Source organism: Shewanella sp. 10N.261.52.F9 (assembly GCF_041471165.1).
In the GTDB taxonomy this organism is placed as follows: domain Bacteria; phylum Pseudomonadota; class Gammaproteobacteria; order Enterobacterales; family Shewanellaceae; genus Shewanella; species Shewanella marinintestina.
This window is the reverse complement of record NZ_JBFRNX010000014.1, coordinates 52,179-66,886: the sequence shown is the minus strand read 5'-3', so window position 1 is coordinate 66,886 and position 14,708 is coordinate 52,179. Positions and strand designations below refer to the sequence as shown.

General features: G+C 43.1%; 12 protein-coding genes and 3 tRNA genes. 4 read left to right on the top strand and 11 right to left on the bottom strand.

What is annotated here, in order from left to right; genetic code table 11:
* Nucleotides 1–33 precede the first annotated feature (33 nt).
* The 6 genes from clpX to AB4298_RS11305 all read right to left on the bottom strand — a co-directional run bounded on the left by clpX (nt 34) and on the right by AB4298_RS11305 (nt 3,957).
* The gene (gene clpX / locus AB4298_RS11330; RefSeq protein WP_249000444.1) at nt 34–1,311 is read right to left on the bottom strand and encodes an ATP-dependent protease ATP-binding subunit ClpX; all 1,278 of its coding nucleotides are present in this window, start codon (nt 1,309–1,311) and stop codon (nt 34–36) included.
* A gap of 84 nt (nt 1,312–1,395) precedes the next feature.
* On the bottom strand, nt 1,396–2,007 hold the full coding sequence (gene clpP / locus AB4298_RS11325; RefSeq protein WP_249000443.1) for an ATP-dependent Clp endopeptidase proteolytic subunit ClpP: 612 nt from the start codon (nt 2,005–2,007) through the stop codon (nt 1,396–1,398).
* 89 nt (nt 2,008–2,096) lie between these two features.
* The gene (gene tig / locus AB4298_RS11320) at nt 2,097–3,401 is read right to left on the bottom strand and encodes a trigger factor (protein WP_249000442.1); all 1,305 of its coding nucleotides are present in this window, start codon (nt 3,399–3,401) and stop codon (nt 2,097–2,099) included.
* A 255-nt stretch (nt 3,402–3,656) separates the two neighbouring features.
* Nucleotides 3,657–3,732: transfer RNA gene (locus AB4298_RS11315), tRNA-His, on the bottom strand.
* Between the two features lie 8 nt (nt 3,733–3,740).
* A tRNA-Arg gene (locus AB4298_RS11310) sits at nt 3,741–3,817 on the bottom strand.
* A gap of 63 nt (nt 3,818–3,880) precedes the next feature.
* Nucleotides 3,881–3,957 (bottom strand) — tRNA-Pro (locus tag AB4298_RS11305).
* Nucleotides 3,958–4,416: 459 nt separating this feature from the next.
* Between AB4298_RS11305 and folD the strand changes: the two genes are divergently transcribed.
* A complete protein-coding gene (gene folD / locus AB4298_RS11300) occupies nt 4,417–5,271 on the top strand; it encodes a bifunctional methylenetetrahydrofolate dehydrogenase/methenyltetrahydrofolate cyclohydrolase FolD (protein WP_249000441.1) in 855 nt (284 codons plus the stop codon).
* A 108-nt stretch (nt 5,272–5,379) separates the two neighbouring features.
* Here the strand turns inward: folD and cysS are convergent, their stop codons facing one another.
* Entirely contained in the window at nt 5,380–6,759 is a 1,380-nt protein-coding gene (gene cysS / locus AB4298_RS11295; protein ID WP_249000440.1) for a cysteine--tRNA ligase, read from the bottom strand.
* A 313-nt stretch (nt 6,760–7,072) separates the two neighbouring features.
* Here cysS and AB4298_RS11290 point away from each other — a divergent pair, with 313 nt between their 5' ends.
* Together AB4298_RS11290 and AB4298_RS11285 are read left to right on the top strand one after the other, a co-directional pair.
* Nucleotides 7,073–7,567: a peptidylprolyl isomerase gene (locus tag AB4298_RS11290; RefSeq protein ID WP_249000439.1), complete on the top strand. Its 495-nt coding sequence runs from the start codon at nt 7,073–7,075 to the stop codon at nt 7,565–7,567.
* A 10-nt stretch (nt 7,568–7,577) separates the two neighbouring features.
* A complete protein-coding gene (locus AB4298_RS11285) occupies nt 7,578–8,294 on the top strand; it encodes a UDP-2,3-diacylglucosamine diphosphatase (protein WP_371986784.1) in 717 nt (238 codons plus the stop codon).
* 44 nt (nt 8,295–8,338) lie between these two features.
* Here the strand turns inward: AB4298_RS11285 and miaE are convergent, their stop codons facing one another.
* On the bottom strand, nt 8,339–9,139 hold the full coding sequence (miaE, locus tag AB4298_RS11280; protein WP_371986783.1) for a tRNA isopentenyl-2-thiomethyl-A-37 hydroxylase MiaE: 801 nt from the start codon (nt 9,137–9,139) through the stop codon (nt 8,339–8,341).
* Between the two features lie 203 nt (nt 9,140–9,342).
* On the opposite strand from miaE, the gene AB4298_RS11275 reads away from it, so the two are divergent.
* Nucleotides 9,343–9,939, top strand: coding sequence for a Yip1 family protein (locus AB4298_RS11275; RefSeq protein WP_220780560.1), 597 nt, complete (start codon nt 9,343–9,345; stop codon nt 9,937–9,939).
* A gap of 133 nt (nt 9,940–10,072) precedes the next feature.
* On the opposite strand, the gene glnS is transcribed toward AB4298_RS11275, so the two are convergent.
* The 3 genes from glnS to AB4298_RS11260 all read right to left on the bottom strand — a co-directional run bounded on the left by glnS (nt 10,073) and on the right by AB4298_RS11260 (nt 14,452).
* Nucleotides 10,073–11,743 carry a glutamine--tRNA ligase gene (gene glnS / locus AB4298_RS11270; RefSeq protein WP_249000436.1) on the bottom strand — a complete coding sequence of 557 codons (1,671 nt, stop codon included), beginning with the start codon at nt 11,741–11,743 and terminating at the stop codon, nt 10,073–10,075.
* A 182-nt stretch (nt 11,744–11,925) separates the two neighbouring features.
* Nucleotides 11,926–14,220, bottom strand: a complete 2,295-nt coding sequence (feoB, locus tag AB4298_RS11265) for a Fe(2+) transporter permease subunit FeoB (protein WP_371986781.1) — start codon at nt 14,218–14,220, stop codon at nt 11,926–11,928.
* Nucleotides 14,213–14,452, bottom strand: coding sequence for a FeoA family protein (locus AB4298_RS11260; RefSeq protein WP_220760411.1), 240 nt, complete (start codon nt 14,450–14,452; stop codon nt 14,213–14,215). The genes feoB and AB4298_RS11260 overlap by 8 nt, the downstream gene beginning before the upstream one ends.
* Nucleotides 14,453–14,708: the final 256 nt, after the last annotated feature.

Sequence of the window (14,708 nt, the reverse complement as noted above, 5' to 3'; positions counted from 1 at the left end):
CTCCTTTTAATCTATCTAACTGTAGATGATAGTTTATTCAGCGGTCGCTGCTTGTGTTTCGTTGTTAGCGTAAATCAAAATAGGGGTTGATTCACCTTTTACTACTGATTCATCGATAACTACTTTAGCTACATCGTTCGTTGATGGTAAGTCATACATGATATCAAGCAGAATGCCTTCAACAATTGAACGAAGACCACGAGCGCCCGTTTTACGAGTCTGTGCTTTAAGCGCAATAGCCTTAAGCGCATCTTCTCTAAACTCTAAATCCACGCCTTCCATCTCAAACAATGCAGCATACTGTTTAGTAATTGCATTTTTTGGTTGAGACAGGATTTGGATTAACGCTTCATCATCTAGTTCAGCGAGTGTCGCAAGTACTGGTAGTCGACCAATGAACTCTGGAATTAGACCAAACTTCACTAAATCTTCAGGCTCTACTTGTAAAAGTCTGTCAGAGATATTTTTCTTATCTGCTTCACCTTTTACTTGCGCGCCAAAACCAATACCGCTACCTACGTGTGCACGTTGCTCGATAACTTTTTCAAGACCAGCAAACGCACCACCACAAACAAACAAGATCTTAGAAGTATCAACTTGTAAAAACTCTTGTTGTGGATGCTTACGACCACCTTGTGGTGGAACTGCTGCCACCGTACCCTCGATTAACTTAAGTAATGCTTGCTGTACGCCCTCACCGGACACATCTCGAGTAATTGACGGGTTATCAGACTTACGACTGATTTTATCAATTTCATCGATATACACGATTCCACGCTGCGCTTTTTCTACATCGTAGTCGCACTTTTGCAGTAGCTTTTGAATGATATTCTCAACATCTTCACCTACATAACCGGCTTCGGTTAAGGTAGTCGCGTCAGCCATAGTGAATGGCACATCTAGAAAACGTGCAAGCGTTTCTGCAAGTAGCGTCTTACCACTACCTGTAGGGCCTATAAGCAAGATGTTACTTTTACCTAATTCAACGCCGTCCTTTGGACCTGCATTTCTTAAGCGCTTGTAGTGGTTATACACAGCTACAGATAACACTTTCTTAGCTTTATCTTGACCGATAACGTAATCATCTAAATGCGCACGCAGCTCATGAGGTGTCGGCAATCTGTCCTGATCTTGTTTCGGTGAAATCTCTTTGATTTCTTCTCTAATAATGTCGTTGCAGAGTTCAACACACTCATCACAAACATATACTGAAGGTCCAGCGATGAGTTTTCTTACTTCATGCTGGCTCTTTCCACAAAAAGAGCAGTACAGCAATTTTCCGCTGTCACCGTTACCTTTGTTTTCACCCATTACTTTACCTCTGTTTGCAGTCAAACTACTGCTTGGATCTTTTCAATACAACTTCTTTGAGCATAGCTCAGAGGAGCGTAAAAATCAGTCTCGTTTTGTCATCACTGAATCGACTAATCCGTATTCAGCAGCTTCAGTAGCACTCATAAAGTTATCACGGTCAGTATCACGTTCAATCACTTCTAGAGACTGGCCAGTATGCTCAGCAAGCATAGTATTTAGCTTGTTCTTGATCCCCAAAATCTCTTGAGCATGAATAGCGATGTCTGATGCTTGACCTTGGAAACCGCCTAATGGCTGATGGATCATCACTCGTGAGTTTGGTAAGCAATGGCGTTTTCCTGGCGCTCCACCTGCAAGTAGAAATGCGCCCATGCTCGCCGCTTGACCAATACATACTGTACTCACGTTCGGCTTAATGAACTGCATTGTATCGTAAATTGCCATACCTGCAGTCACGCTGCCACCAGGTGAGTTAATGTATAGGTAGATATCCTTATCTGGGCTCTCTGACTCCAAAAACAGTAACTGAGCAACGATAAGGTTAGCCATATGCTCTTCAACTTGACCAACAAGAAAGATTACTCGCTCTTTTAATAGACGAGAATAAATATCATATGAACGTTCACCTTTAGCTGTCTGTTCAACAACCATAGGAACGAGTGCGTTAAGTACTGATTCTGGCGCTTTGTGCATGATTAACTTCCCTAAATAAAAATGGCCCGCATGAGGAACCTCATACGAGCCATTATAAATGGCTAATAGCCATTTAAGTCAAGCGATGGTTACGCGCGACCTGTAGCCTTGTTCATAAATTCTTCAAAGTTGACTGCTTTTTCAGTCAAAGTTGCAGTTTTTAGCAAAGCTTCAACAGCTTGCTCTTCTAGAGCAACGTTGCGCATGTTTTGCATAAGCTCTTCGTTACCGTTGTAGTAAGCTACAACTTCACTTGGATCTTCGTAAGCAGAAGCCATAGAAGCGATCAAACCTTGAACGCGTTCATCTTCAGCTTTTAGCTCGTTTGTTTTGATCACTTCGCCAAGTAGTAGACCTACTTTAACGCGACGTGCTGCTTGCTCAGTGAACAGATCAGCTGGAAGCTCAGGCATGTTAGCCGCTTGGTCACCGAAACGTTGCATAGCTTGCTTGCGCAATACTTCTACTTCGCCTTCGATTAGTGCTGCAGGCAATTCGATGTCGTTTTGCTCAACTAGACCATTAAGAACTTGCTCTTTAACGTTTGCTTTAAGCGCTTGCTCAAGTTCACGGCTCATGTTCTTGCTGATTTCGCCGCGTAGTGCGTCGATGCCACCTTCGGTAATACCGAATAGTGTAGCGAACTCGTCGTTAACTTCTGGAAGGTTAGCCGCTTGAACTTCGTTAAGAGTAATAGCGAAAGTCGCTACTTTACCCTTTAAGTTTTCAGCATGGTAATCTTCAGGGAAAGTCACTTCGATGTTAAACTCTTCACCCGCTTTGTGACCTTCAACGCCAGACTCGAAGCCTGGGATCATACGGCCGCTGCCTAGTTGAAGTTCGAAATCGTCAGCTTTGCCGCCTTCGAATTCTTCACCATCGATTGAACCAACGAAGTTGATCTTAGCTTTGTCACCTTCAGCCGCTGCGCGGTCAGCTACTTCGAAAGTAGCGTGTTGGTTACGTAGCGTTTCAATCATAGCATCAACGTCTGCTTCAGTAACTTCAGCAGTAGGCTGTTCAACAGTGATTGACTCAAGACCTTTTAGCTCTACTTCTGGGTAGATTTCAAAAGTAGCAACAAACTCAAAGTTTTCGCCTTCAGTTGAACCAGGAGTTAATGTCGGTGCGCCAGCTGGGTTTAACTTCTCAGCAATGATTGCTTCAACGAAGTTACGCTGCATCACTTCACCAGTGATATCTTGACGAATAGCTTTACCATAACGCTTATTAATAACGCTTACAGGTACTTTTCCTGGACGGAAACCTGGGATACGGGCACGCTTAGCTTCGCTTTTTAATGCTTCTTTAACAGTGTTCTCAATCTGCTCAGCAGGTACAGAAATTGTTAGGCGACGCTCTAAGCCTTGTGTGGTTTCAACAGAAACTTGCATTTTTTTACCTCGAAATATGTCTATCGTCCTTTGCAATAGTCGAAAACTCAACTATTCAGGTATTCGTTTCTTGATCCATAAATTTAACCAAAATGCCCATAAATACTGACGATCGGCACAGGTATCTTTTAGTTGATAATTATCAAGACGCGACATTATAGCTATGGAATGCGCCAGAGTCGAGCCTCAAAGCGTGATTTACAGGCGTAAAAAAAGCGACCTAGGGTCGCTTTTTTAACTTCTTTACAGAATGAGTGGGGTGACTGATGGGGTTCGAACCCACGACAACCGGAATCACAATCCGGGACTCTACCAACTGAGCTACAATCACCACAAAAATGGTACGCCCGGCAGGATTCGAACCTGCGGCCACCCGCTTAGAAGGCGGGTGCTCTATCCAACTGAGCTACGGGCGCTCGGTAATGAAAATAAATTCATTTCCTGAACTGGGCTACTAACGTTCCACGTTAGTTTAAATATGGTCGGTGATAGAGGATTCGAACCTCTGACCCTCTGGTCCCAAACCAGATGCGCTACCGGGCTGCGCTAATCACCGAAATTGTGAAACCTAATGTAAAGTACGTTTTCACGCTGGGACACTCTTTACTGTTTCTGGCCCTCAAGGACAACAACTTGCTGCTCGGTGAGGACGGAGCGCATAGTACCCCCACACCTAAAAGTCGTCAACGACTTTCTTCAAAAAACTTACCTGCATGATTACTTTGCAAGCTAATAGCTTTCTGTTTAACCAATCAGCTAGAAATTGCATCAATATTAAGTAATTCAGTACTGATTTTCATTAATACGCGCCAATCAGCTTCTTACGCTTATAAACGTTTAATGAAACATAACAATACGTCATTATAAATTAAATTACAGACTTCCCTATTATAGAATGCGATTATCCGTATATTAGAATTGATTGTTAATTGTCTTAACCAATGACAGTTTACGGCTCTCCTGCTAAAATGTCGCCGTTTTCCATTATCGCGCCGTATAAAGGACACCAACCCCAATGACAGCCCAAAATATCGATGGTAAAGCGATTGCGCAAACCATTCGAACGCAACTCAAAGATAAAGTAACCGCCCGCAAAGAGGCTGGTCAAAGAGTTCCAGGTTTAGCCGTAATACTTGTAGGAGCAGACCCGGCTTCACAAGTTTATGTCGGCAGCAAACGCCGCGCCTGTGAAGAAGTCGGTTTTATGTCTCGTTCATACGATCTAGACAGCAGCACATCAGAAGAAGCACTTTTGTCATTAATTGACGAATGTAACGAAGATCCAAGTATTGATGGCATTTTAGTTCAATTGCCGCTACCTGAGCATATTGAAGAATCAAAAGTCATTGAACGTATTCGTCCAGACAAAGATGTTGACGGTTTCCACCCATACAATGTTGGGCGTCTTGCACAGCGTAGCCCTGTTTTACGCTCATGCACCCCGATGGGGATCATGACGCTGCTCAAGTCTACTGAAATTGATACCTATGGTTTAGATGCGCTAGTTGTCGGGGCCTCTAATATTGTCGGCCGCCCAATGGCACTTGAGCTTTTATTAGCAGGTTGTACGACGACTATCTGTCACCGTTTTACTCGTAACCTTGAAGATAAAGTTAGACGTGCTGATTTAGTCGTTGTTGCTGTTGGTAAACCAGGCTTTATTCCGGGTGACTGGATTAAACCTGGCGCAGTCGTTATTGACGTGGGGATTAACCGCCTTGAAAATGGTCAGCTTGTGGGCGATGTTGAATTTGACGTTGCCGCTCAGCACGCAAGCTTTATTACACCAGTGCCCGGCGGCGTAGGTCCAATGACCATCGCAAGCCTGCTAGAAAACACCTTATACGCTTGCGAGCAGTATCACGACTAACTACAGTCACCAGCTCTTTAAATAATACTTCTCAGTATATTTGAAAGATTAAAAAAGCCTGCATCTGCAGGCTTTTTTGTGTCTTGTCGTTCAACTTTTGGTAAAAAGTTACTTCTTACGCCAAGTCGTGCCTTCTGGGCCGTCTTCTAGAATCACACCTAATGCATTCAAACCATCACGTGCAACATCAGCTGCAGGCCAGTCTTTTTCTGCACGGGCGCGATTACGCTCGACAATTAAAGCTTCGATCTCAGCAACTTCATCATCGCTACCTTCTCCCTTAAAGAAGGTATCAACGTCTTGGCCTAAAATACCAAGCACATCTGCAAGCTCTTTAAGCGCAACACCTAACGCAGAGGCTTTAGCCATATCAGTCAGCTTAAGACGGTTGATTTCACGCACCATGTCAAACAACACTGAATAGGCTTCTGGTGTATTAAAGTCATCATCCATCGCTGATTTAAACTTAGCGATAAACGCTTCAGCCGGCGCAGCCGTCACAGTTAAATCTAAATCTTTAAGCGCGGTATAGATGCGCTCAAGACCTGATTTTGCCTGCTTTAGGTTATCTTCTGAGTAATTAAGCTGGCTACGATAGTGACCAGACAACAAAAAATAACGCACAGTTGCCGCATCGTAATGGCCTAACACGTCACGGATAGTGAAAAAGTTATTCAAAGATTTTGACATCTTTTCTTTATCAACCATCACCATACCCGTATGCATCCAGTAATTTACATACGGTGTATCGTGAGCACAGCATGACTGCGCGATTTCATTTTCATGGTGTGGGAACTGCAGATCAGAACCGCCGCCATGAATGTCGAAGTGATTACCTAGATGTTTGCTGTTCATTGCTGAACATTCAATGTGCCAACCTGGACGACCTGGTCCCCATGGCGATTCCCAAGTTGGCTCGCCTGGCTTAGACATCTTCCACAATACGAAATCCATTGGATCGCGCTTGGCATCTTCAACTTCTACGCGAGCCCCCGCTTGTAGCTGTTCAAGATTCTGGCCAGACAAACGGCCATATTCAGGGAATGAAGAAACACTAAATAGTACATCACCGTTCGAAGCTACATAGGCATGCTCACGCTCGATAAGCTTTTCAACCATGTCGATGATTTCTGGCATATGCAATGTTGCACGAGGCTCATTATCAGGACGCGCCATATTAAGTGCATCAAAATCACGGTGCATCTCTGCAATCAAACGCTCAGTTAAATCGTCACAACTTTCATTGTTTTCGTTAGCGCGTTTAATAATTTTATCGTCTACGTCAGTAATATTACGTTGAAAATTAACATCGTAACCGCTGTATCTTAAGTATCTAACAATCATGTCGAAAGATACAAATGTACGCCCATGGCCAATATGACATAAATCATAGATGGTCACCCCACACACATACATGCCAACCTTTCCTGGTTGTAATGGCACAAACTGCTCTTTTTGGCGGGTAAGACTATTGTAAAGCTTCAACATTGATTATTCTCTTCAACGGCTATCTGTAAAAATGTGTTGTTCAGTCTACCATTGCAAAAGTCGCTGTTCCAAGCTGTTTTCGTGTCGAGAGTTCGCAAAAATGATTAGATAAGCAGGATCTAGGCAGGTTTATAATCCAAGCCTTGCTAACCTGAAGCCACAATCCCTGTCTAGTTGTCTAAATTCAGTACAAACACAGGCTAAAAGCAGTGGTTAATTCACTAAGCTAAACACTCAAAGCTTTATGGCATAGGGCAATTACGTTAGAATCCAGCCATAATCGACAACGTACTAAATAACGAGAGTTTTAAATATGATTACATTGCACACTAACCACGGCGAAATCAAGCTAGCCCTAGATGCTGAAAAAGCACCAAACACTGCGGCTAACTTCGTAAAATATGTCAAAGAAGGCTTCTACGATGGTACTGTTTTCCATCGTGTAATTGACGGTTTCATGATCCAAGGCGGTGGCTTCACTGAAGATATGGGCCAAAAGCGCACTAACGAAACAATCGAAAACGAAGCAAACAACGGTTTATCGAACAAAATCGGTACTATCGCTATGGCTCGCACGTCAGATCCACACTCTGCGACAGCTCAGTTCTTCATCAACGTTGGCGACAACACTTTCCTAGACTTTAAGTCTGAGTCAGCCCAAGGCTGGGGTTACTGCGTATTTGGTGAAGTTGCTGAAGGCATGGATATTGTTAACAAGATCAAAGCTGTTAGCACTGGTAACCGTGGTATGCATCAAGATGTTCCTCTTGAAGCTGTTGTCATCGAAAAAGTAACCATCGAAGAGTAATATTATTTCGATGCGTACTTTATTTGTGGGCGATTTGCACTTAAGTGCCGATCGCCCCGATATTACCCAAGCCTTTCTTAAATTTCTCGAGACTCAACTTCAGGATACTGATGCCTTATATATCTTAGGCGATCTGTTTGAAGTCTGGGTGGGTGATGATATTGCAGAGCCTTTTGCAAATGAATTAGCTAATGCAATTAAAAAAGCATCTCTAAAACTGCCTATCTTCTTTATCCACGGTAATCGAGATTTTTTGATAGGGAATCGTTTTGCCCAAGACTGCGGCATGACCTTGCTCCCAGAAATCTACACAATCGATTTATACGGGGTGCCAAGTGTGATCCTGCACGGTGATAGCTTATGTACGCTCGATAAGGCTTATCAACGTTTTCGTCGATTCAGAAATCAAAGCTGGGCCAAATGGCTTTATGCCCATTTACCCAAGTCCAAACGCTTAGGTATTGCGGCAAAACTGCGTAGCAAGAGCCAGAGCAGCAATCAGCAAAAAAGTTACACCATCATGGATGTTGAACCGGATGCTGTAAACGAATTGCTTAAGGTTACAGATACTCAGCAAATGATCCACGGCCATACTCATAGACCAGCAATCCATCAGTTACCCAATGGTAAACGCCGTATTGTGGTCGGAGATTGGTATGAACAAGGCAGCATGCTAAGTGTTAGTAAAGACAGTGTAGAACTGATTGAACTCCCTTTCGGCAAGTAATCGATAACTTGCCGTTCTTTAGCTAATACTTACCAGCCCTTAACTTAAGCTACTTCAGTGTTAACTGCATTTATAGGCGAGCCACTGTGAAACTTAAAGTCTGCATCATCAGCTAAAATCAGCGCTGCCTCTACTGTGGCAAAGTGGGCGACTCTATCACTGATATCGGTAGCTGAAATAGCCTGCGCTAGCGTTAGATAATCTTGATAATGGCGTGCTTCAGAGCGCAATAAGGAAATGTAAAACTTCTTTAGTTCCTCATCTAAATGTGGCGCCAATTTAGCAAAACGCTCACAAGAACGTGCTTCAATAAATGCACCAACAATTAGTTTATCGACTAAAGTTACCGGATCGTGAGTTCTAACTTGTTTCATCATACCTTTTGCGTAGCGACCCGCTCTGGCACTCTGATAGTCAATACCTCGATGGTGCATAATTTCTAACACTTGCTCGAAATGGTGGAACTCCTCTTTAATTAGTCGCACCATTTTCGCGATCAATTCTTCACTATGCGCAAAGTCACTACGTCCAACCAACTCTGCCGCGAGCTCATTCTTTTTACTATTACCATTTAAGAAGACTTCGACATTTCTATCTTGGCTATAAACGAAATCAGAATACGGTTTAGCCCAGTCTTGCAAAATCTTGCCACTTTGCTCGTCCACCGCATATTTACGCACCACAAACATCGCTGTTTGAGCTGCTTTCAGCTCACAATTACAATGATCAATTAGCAAACCTTTTAAGCGCTCGGGCTTTTTAGCTTCTTCAATCCAACTATCTGGAGTTTCACATTTTAGAAAGGAGTTAATCGGTGCTAATAATTGCTGTACAGCTGAGTTCATCTTGAGTCCATCAAGGCATTGTTAGTGACACTATTTTATCAGCAATTCTCAGCACAATCCTAGCTTTAGACCTATGCTTAATTTGACAGGCTTGACTCTTAGCAGATTTTGTTCAATAAATAACCTTAGAGCTGTAACAAGTTCGTCTGCAGTTTGGCGAGCCAAATTAATATAAAAGCTAAAAGCCAACGAGGATAACTATAATGATATTGAATCACTTAATGGGGCTATACACTCATCCAAAAGAAGAGTGGCACACAATTGAAAAAAACCACGAAGCGCTGCGCAGTAGCTTAAGCCATATTGTCATCATTGCACTAATACCTGCCATTTGTGCATTCATTGGTACCTCACAAATTGGTTGGGACTTAGGAGTTGGAGAGCGTCAGTTCCTAACAACTGAAAGCGCTATGATCATGTCTACTGGAATGTATTTTGGGCTAATCGCAGGAGTATTCGCCCTCGCCTATCTTGCTTTTTGGATGGCTAAAACCTTTGATGCAAAACCTAGCTATACCCAAGCACTCGAACTCGCGGCTTATACCGCAACGCCATTGTTTATGGTCGGCTTATCGGCTTTATACCCAACGCTGTGGTTTATTATGGTTGTCGGCCTTGCTGGCCTAGCATACTCGGTTTACCTGCTTTATACAGGCGTGCCGATTATTATGAATATACCTGAAGAAAAAGGCTTTATTTACGCAAGCTCTGTAGTAACAGCAGGTTTAGTGTTGTTAGTTGGCCTAATGGCTTCAAGCGTTATTCTGTGGAGTGTGGGTTTTGGCCCTATGTATCAGTAATACCGCTTTGTCTGTTTAGTAAGCTAAAACCAAGCAAATAATATAAGTGACTAAAATGAAAGCAAGAAAAAGCCGACGTAATGTCGGCTTTTTTAGTACTCATGCTTTATGGCTAGCATCAGTTAAATTAAGCTTACTCGAAAGAATCTCTTAATGGCACGGTTAGGTTAAATACTAACGCGTCTGAAGTAGAGTCTTTACTATCAGCACAGAAGTAACCTTCACGCTCAAACTGGTAAGCTTTTTCTGCTTCAGCATTCACAAGACTTGCTTCAACTAGACCATGCTTAATGGTCAATGAATGTGGGTTTAGCACTTCATCAACAGATTCTGCTGCTGCTGGATTCGGATCGCTGAACAATCTTTCATACATGCGAAGCTCTGCAGGTTTTGCAGTTGTTGCCTCAACCCAGTGAATAACGCCTTTCACTTTACGACCATCACTTGGATTTTTACCCAAAGTCTCGTCATCATAAGTACAGAAGATAGTGGTGATATTACCATCAGCATCTTTCTCGCAGCGCTCAGCTTTGATCACGTATGCATTACGCAAACGTACTTCTTTGCCTTGCACTAAACGTTTGTACTTCTTGTTTGCTTCTTCGCGGAAGTCATCAGCATCAATAAACAGCTCACGACCAAAAGATAGCTCACGCTTGCCCATCTCTTCCTTGCTAGGATGATTTGCCGCGTTGATAATTTCAACTTGGCCTTCAGGGTAGTTTTCGATAACCACTTTAACTGGGTTAATCACTGCCATCGCACGTGGTGCGAAGTCATTTAGCTCTTCACGGATACAAGCATCAAGCATGGCCACTTCAACCATGTTATCTTGCTTAGTCACGCCAATACGCTTACAAAACTCACGAATAGAAGCTGCTGTATAACCACGACGACGGTAGCCCGCGATTGTAGGCATACGTGCGTCATCCCAACCTGTTACCAAGTTGCGAACCACTAAGTCGTTTAGCTTACGCTTAGACATTAATGTGTATTCAAGGTTAAGTCTTGAAAACTCATACTGACGTGTTCTGTTTGGCGCTTGGAAATCATCTAAATGATCTAACACCCAGTCATACAATCTACGGTTATCTTGGAATTCAAGGGTACATAGAGAATGAGTGATGTTTTCAATCGCATCAGAAATACAGTGAGTGAAATCGTACATTGGGTAAATGCACCATTTGTCAGCTGTTTGATGATGGTGAGCAAAACGAATGCGGTAGATGATTGGATCACGCATACACATAAATGGTGATGCCATATCAATCTTAGCGCGCAGTGAACACTCACCTTCTTTGAACTCACCTAAACGCATTTTTTCAAATAGCGCTAAGTTTTCTTCAGGTGTGGTGTCACGGAATGGGCTGTTTTTACCTGGCTCTTTAAGCGTGCCACGGTATTCACGCGTTTCGTCACCATTTAAGAAACATACATAAGCTAAGCCTTTGTTGATTAATTCAACGGCGTACTGATGTAGTTGGTCAAAGTAATTTGACGAATAACGAATGTCACCATCCCACTGAAAACCGAGCCACTGCACATCAGCCTGAATAGAATTAACGTAGTCGATATCTTCTTTTTCAGGGTTGGTATCATCAAAACGTAAGTTACATTGACCTTTGTAGTCTTGTGCAATGCCAAAGTTTAGGCAGATAGACTTAGCGTGGCCGATGTGAAGAAAGCCGTTTGGTTCTGGCGGAAAACGAGTTTGAACACTCGAATGCTTACCCGTGGCTAGATCTTCATCTATGATATTACGTATGAAGTTACTAGGACGTACTTCAGTGTCCACATGACTCATGGAAATCCTCTTTGCGAACGATGATTAAAAACTAAAAACGCATAATCCTACAGTTTCTGTAAAGGATCAACGATTGCGGCTTAAAAACCTACTCTACTGGCTATAGCATAAGCATATATAGCGCAAAAAGCAGCGAATTATCGCTGCTTTTTATTACTTGATAACAGTATACGCTATTCGCGTTATTCCGTAATCACTTTAATGCCTGGAATGATAGTCTGGGTTTTCTTACCCTTTCTCTTAAGCCAAACATAAAATACCACTAGCGCCACAGTAAAGAAACCAATCCAAAGGCTTGATTGCAATGGATGCTGTGCAAACGTTGCCGCTTGGTAGAACACTGTCGCTACACCGTAAGCTAACCCAAATGTCCATAGGCCTGCAAATGCTGCCCAACGACCACCAAACTCGTTAACTAATGCGCCCATTGCCGCTACACATGGCGTGTAGAGTAAAACAAACAGTAGGTAAGCAAATGCTGCTGTGACACCGGCGAAACCAGCTTGCAGTGCGCCGAAGGTAGAGGTATCAACTTCTAATTCTTCCGATGCAGTTTCTACAGATGATACATCGCCCACAGAGATTGAAAGTGGATCTTCAGGTGCAATACCAAATAGGTTCTCAGGAATCGTGCCTAGCGCTTCGGTTAGCGTTTCACTAAATGGTGCTAGTTCTTCATCACCCGCACCGCCATCTGAATATAGGCTGTTCAAAGTACCAACTACGGCTTCTTTAGCAAAAATACCGGTAATAATACCAACCGTTGCAGGCCAGTTATCTTGCTCTACACCCATTGGTGAGAACAACGGTGTCACTTTTTGGCTTGCAACACTCAGTACTGACTCAGAGCTGTCTTCATGACCGAATGAGCCATCAATACCAATCGCGTTAACAAAGTTTAGCAAAGTCACCACAATAACAATGGTTTTACCCGCGCCCATGATAAAGCTCTTAGTACGCTTACCAGTGCGCGCCATTACCGTTTTGAACTTTGGCTTTTCGTAGCTTGGTAGTTCCATTACTACCGCACTGCTTGAGCCTGGTAATAATGTGTTACGAAGTAATAAACCTGTACCAATCGCGGCAAAAATACCAATGATATACAGCAAGAATACTAAGTCCTGGCCCGACTCAGGGAAGAAAGCTGCTGCAAATAATGCATAAACTGGCAAACGTGCACCACAAGACATAAACGGCGCCATCATACCGGTCACAATGCGCTCACGCTCACTGCCTAGCGTACGCGTTGCCATAATGGCTGGCACTGAACAACCAAAGCCGACAATCATAGGCACAAAGGCACGGCCCGGCAGACCAATACGGCGCATCAAGCCATCAACCACAAACGCTGCTCGGGCCATGTAGCCTGAACCTTCAAGTACGGAAAGAGCCAAAAACAAGGCTGCGATAACCGGAATAAAGGTCGCAACGGTTTGAATACCTTGGCCAACACCACCAGCAATAATAGTGACCAACCATGTTGGTGAACCTAGGCTCGTCATAAACGCGCCTAAGTGATCAACAAACAAAGCACCAGCGGTAATATCGAAGAAGTCGATAAACGAGCTGCCCACGTTAATACTGAACATGAACATCAAATACATAACAAACAAGAAAACCGGAATACCAGCAACAGGGTGCAGCACGATTTTATCAAGCTTGTCGGTAAAGGTTTCACGGTTATCGCTATCAACAGAACCCGTAAACACGCGCTCAACAAAATCAAATCGCGTTGTCGCAACCATGATTTCGATATCTTTGCCTTGGCTAGATAACGCTTGCGAGTATTGCTCGACTTCGCTAGCCATTTGGCTGTTTTTACACTTACCACAGCCTAAACCATTAGCTAGCATAGCTAATGCACGGCCACGGCTTAAAGAATCATCTTGAGCGAGTAAATTGGTTACACCTGATTCAATTTCAGTGTCGTACGCTAAAACCAGTGGTGCTTCAGAGACTTTTCCGTCAAGTAGCGCGACGAATTGCTGTTTGACCTTTTCAATATCTTTCTCTTCACGAGAGCACACAGCAATAACAGGGCAACCGAGCTCTTGGCTCATCTTGTTCACGTCAATCTTGATACCACGCTCAAGCGCCGCATCAATCTTGTTCAGCACAACGACTAACGGAATCCCCAACTCACGTAATTGAATCGTAAGATACAAATGGCGCTCAATATTAGTAGCATCAACAAGGTTAATTATGCCGTCAATTTCTTGTTCTGCTAGGTACTGCTGAGCAATCTGCTCATCTAAAGAACAATCACAGCTATTGCCAGCAGGTAGAAGATCATAAATACCCGGTAAGTCAGTTAAGAATACGTCGCTACCTTGTAAAGCAAAGTGGCCCGTCTTTTTCTCAACAGTTACACCAGACCAGTTACCGACTTGTTGGTTAGAGCCGGTAAGTGCATTAAATAGCGTAGATTTACCCGCGTTTGGGTTACCTACTGTGACACAGTTAAATTGTTTAGCCATTCGCTTTTTCAACCTCAATAATATCTGCTAAATCGCGACGCATACATAATTTACTGCCACGGATATCTAACTCAACACCTGAGCCCATCGGCGCTCTGCGGATCAATGAGAATCGAGTATTAGGGGTGATCCCCATCGAAAGGAGTTTGCGTTTAACTACGGCTGGTAAGTCAATTTGACCTACTTGAGAAATTCTGGCGATATCGCCCGGATTCAATTCACTTAACTTCATTGTGCATTCCACCTATTTACAGGCCCCGACTCTCTTTGAAATTAGTGTTGATTCTAAAGGAGGCAAAAGAGTAATAACTTTACCTAGATCAACATTTGGGCTTGTAAACGATAATAATTTTCAATTGTGTTCGCTATTATGTGATAAATCTCTCAACTAATAAACGCTTCTCTAAAAGATAAATGGCATCTGACAGAACCCACTTACTGATAATGGTTATTATTTACACTGCCAATTTGTTAACAATAAAAATTCA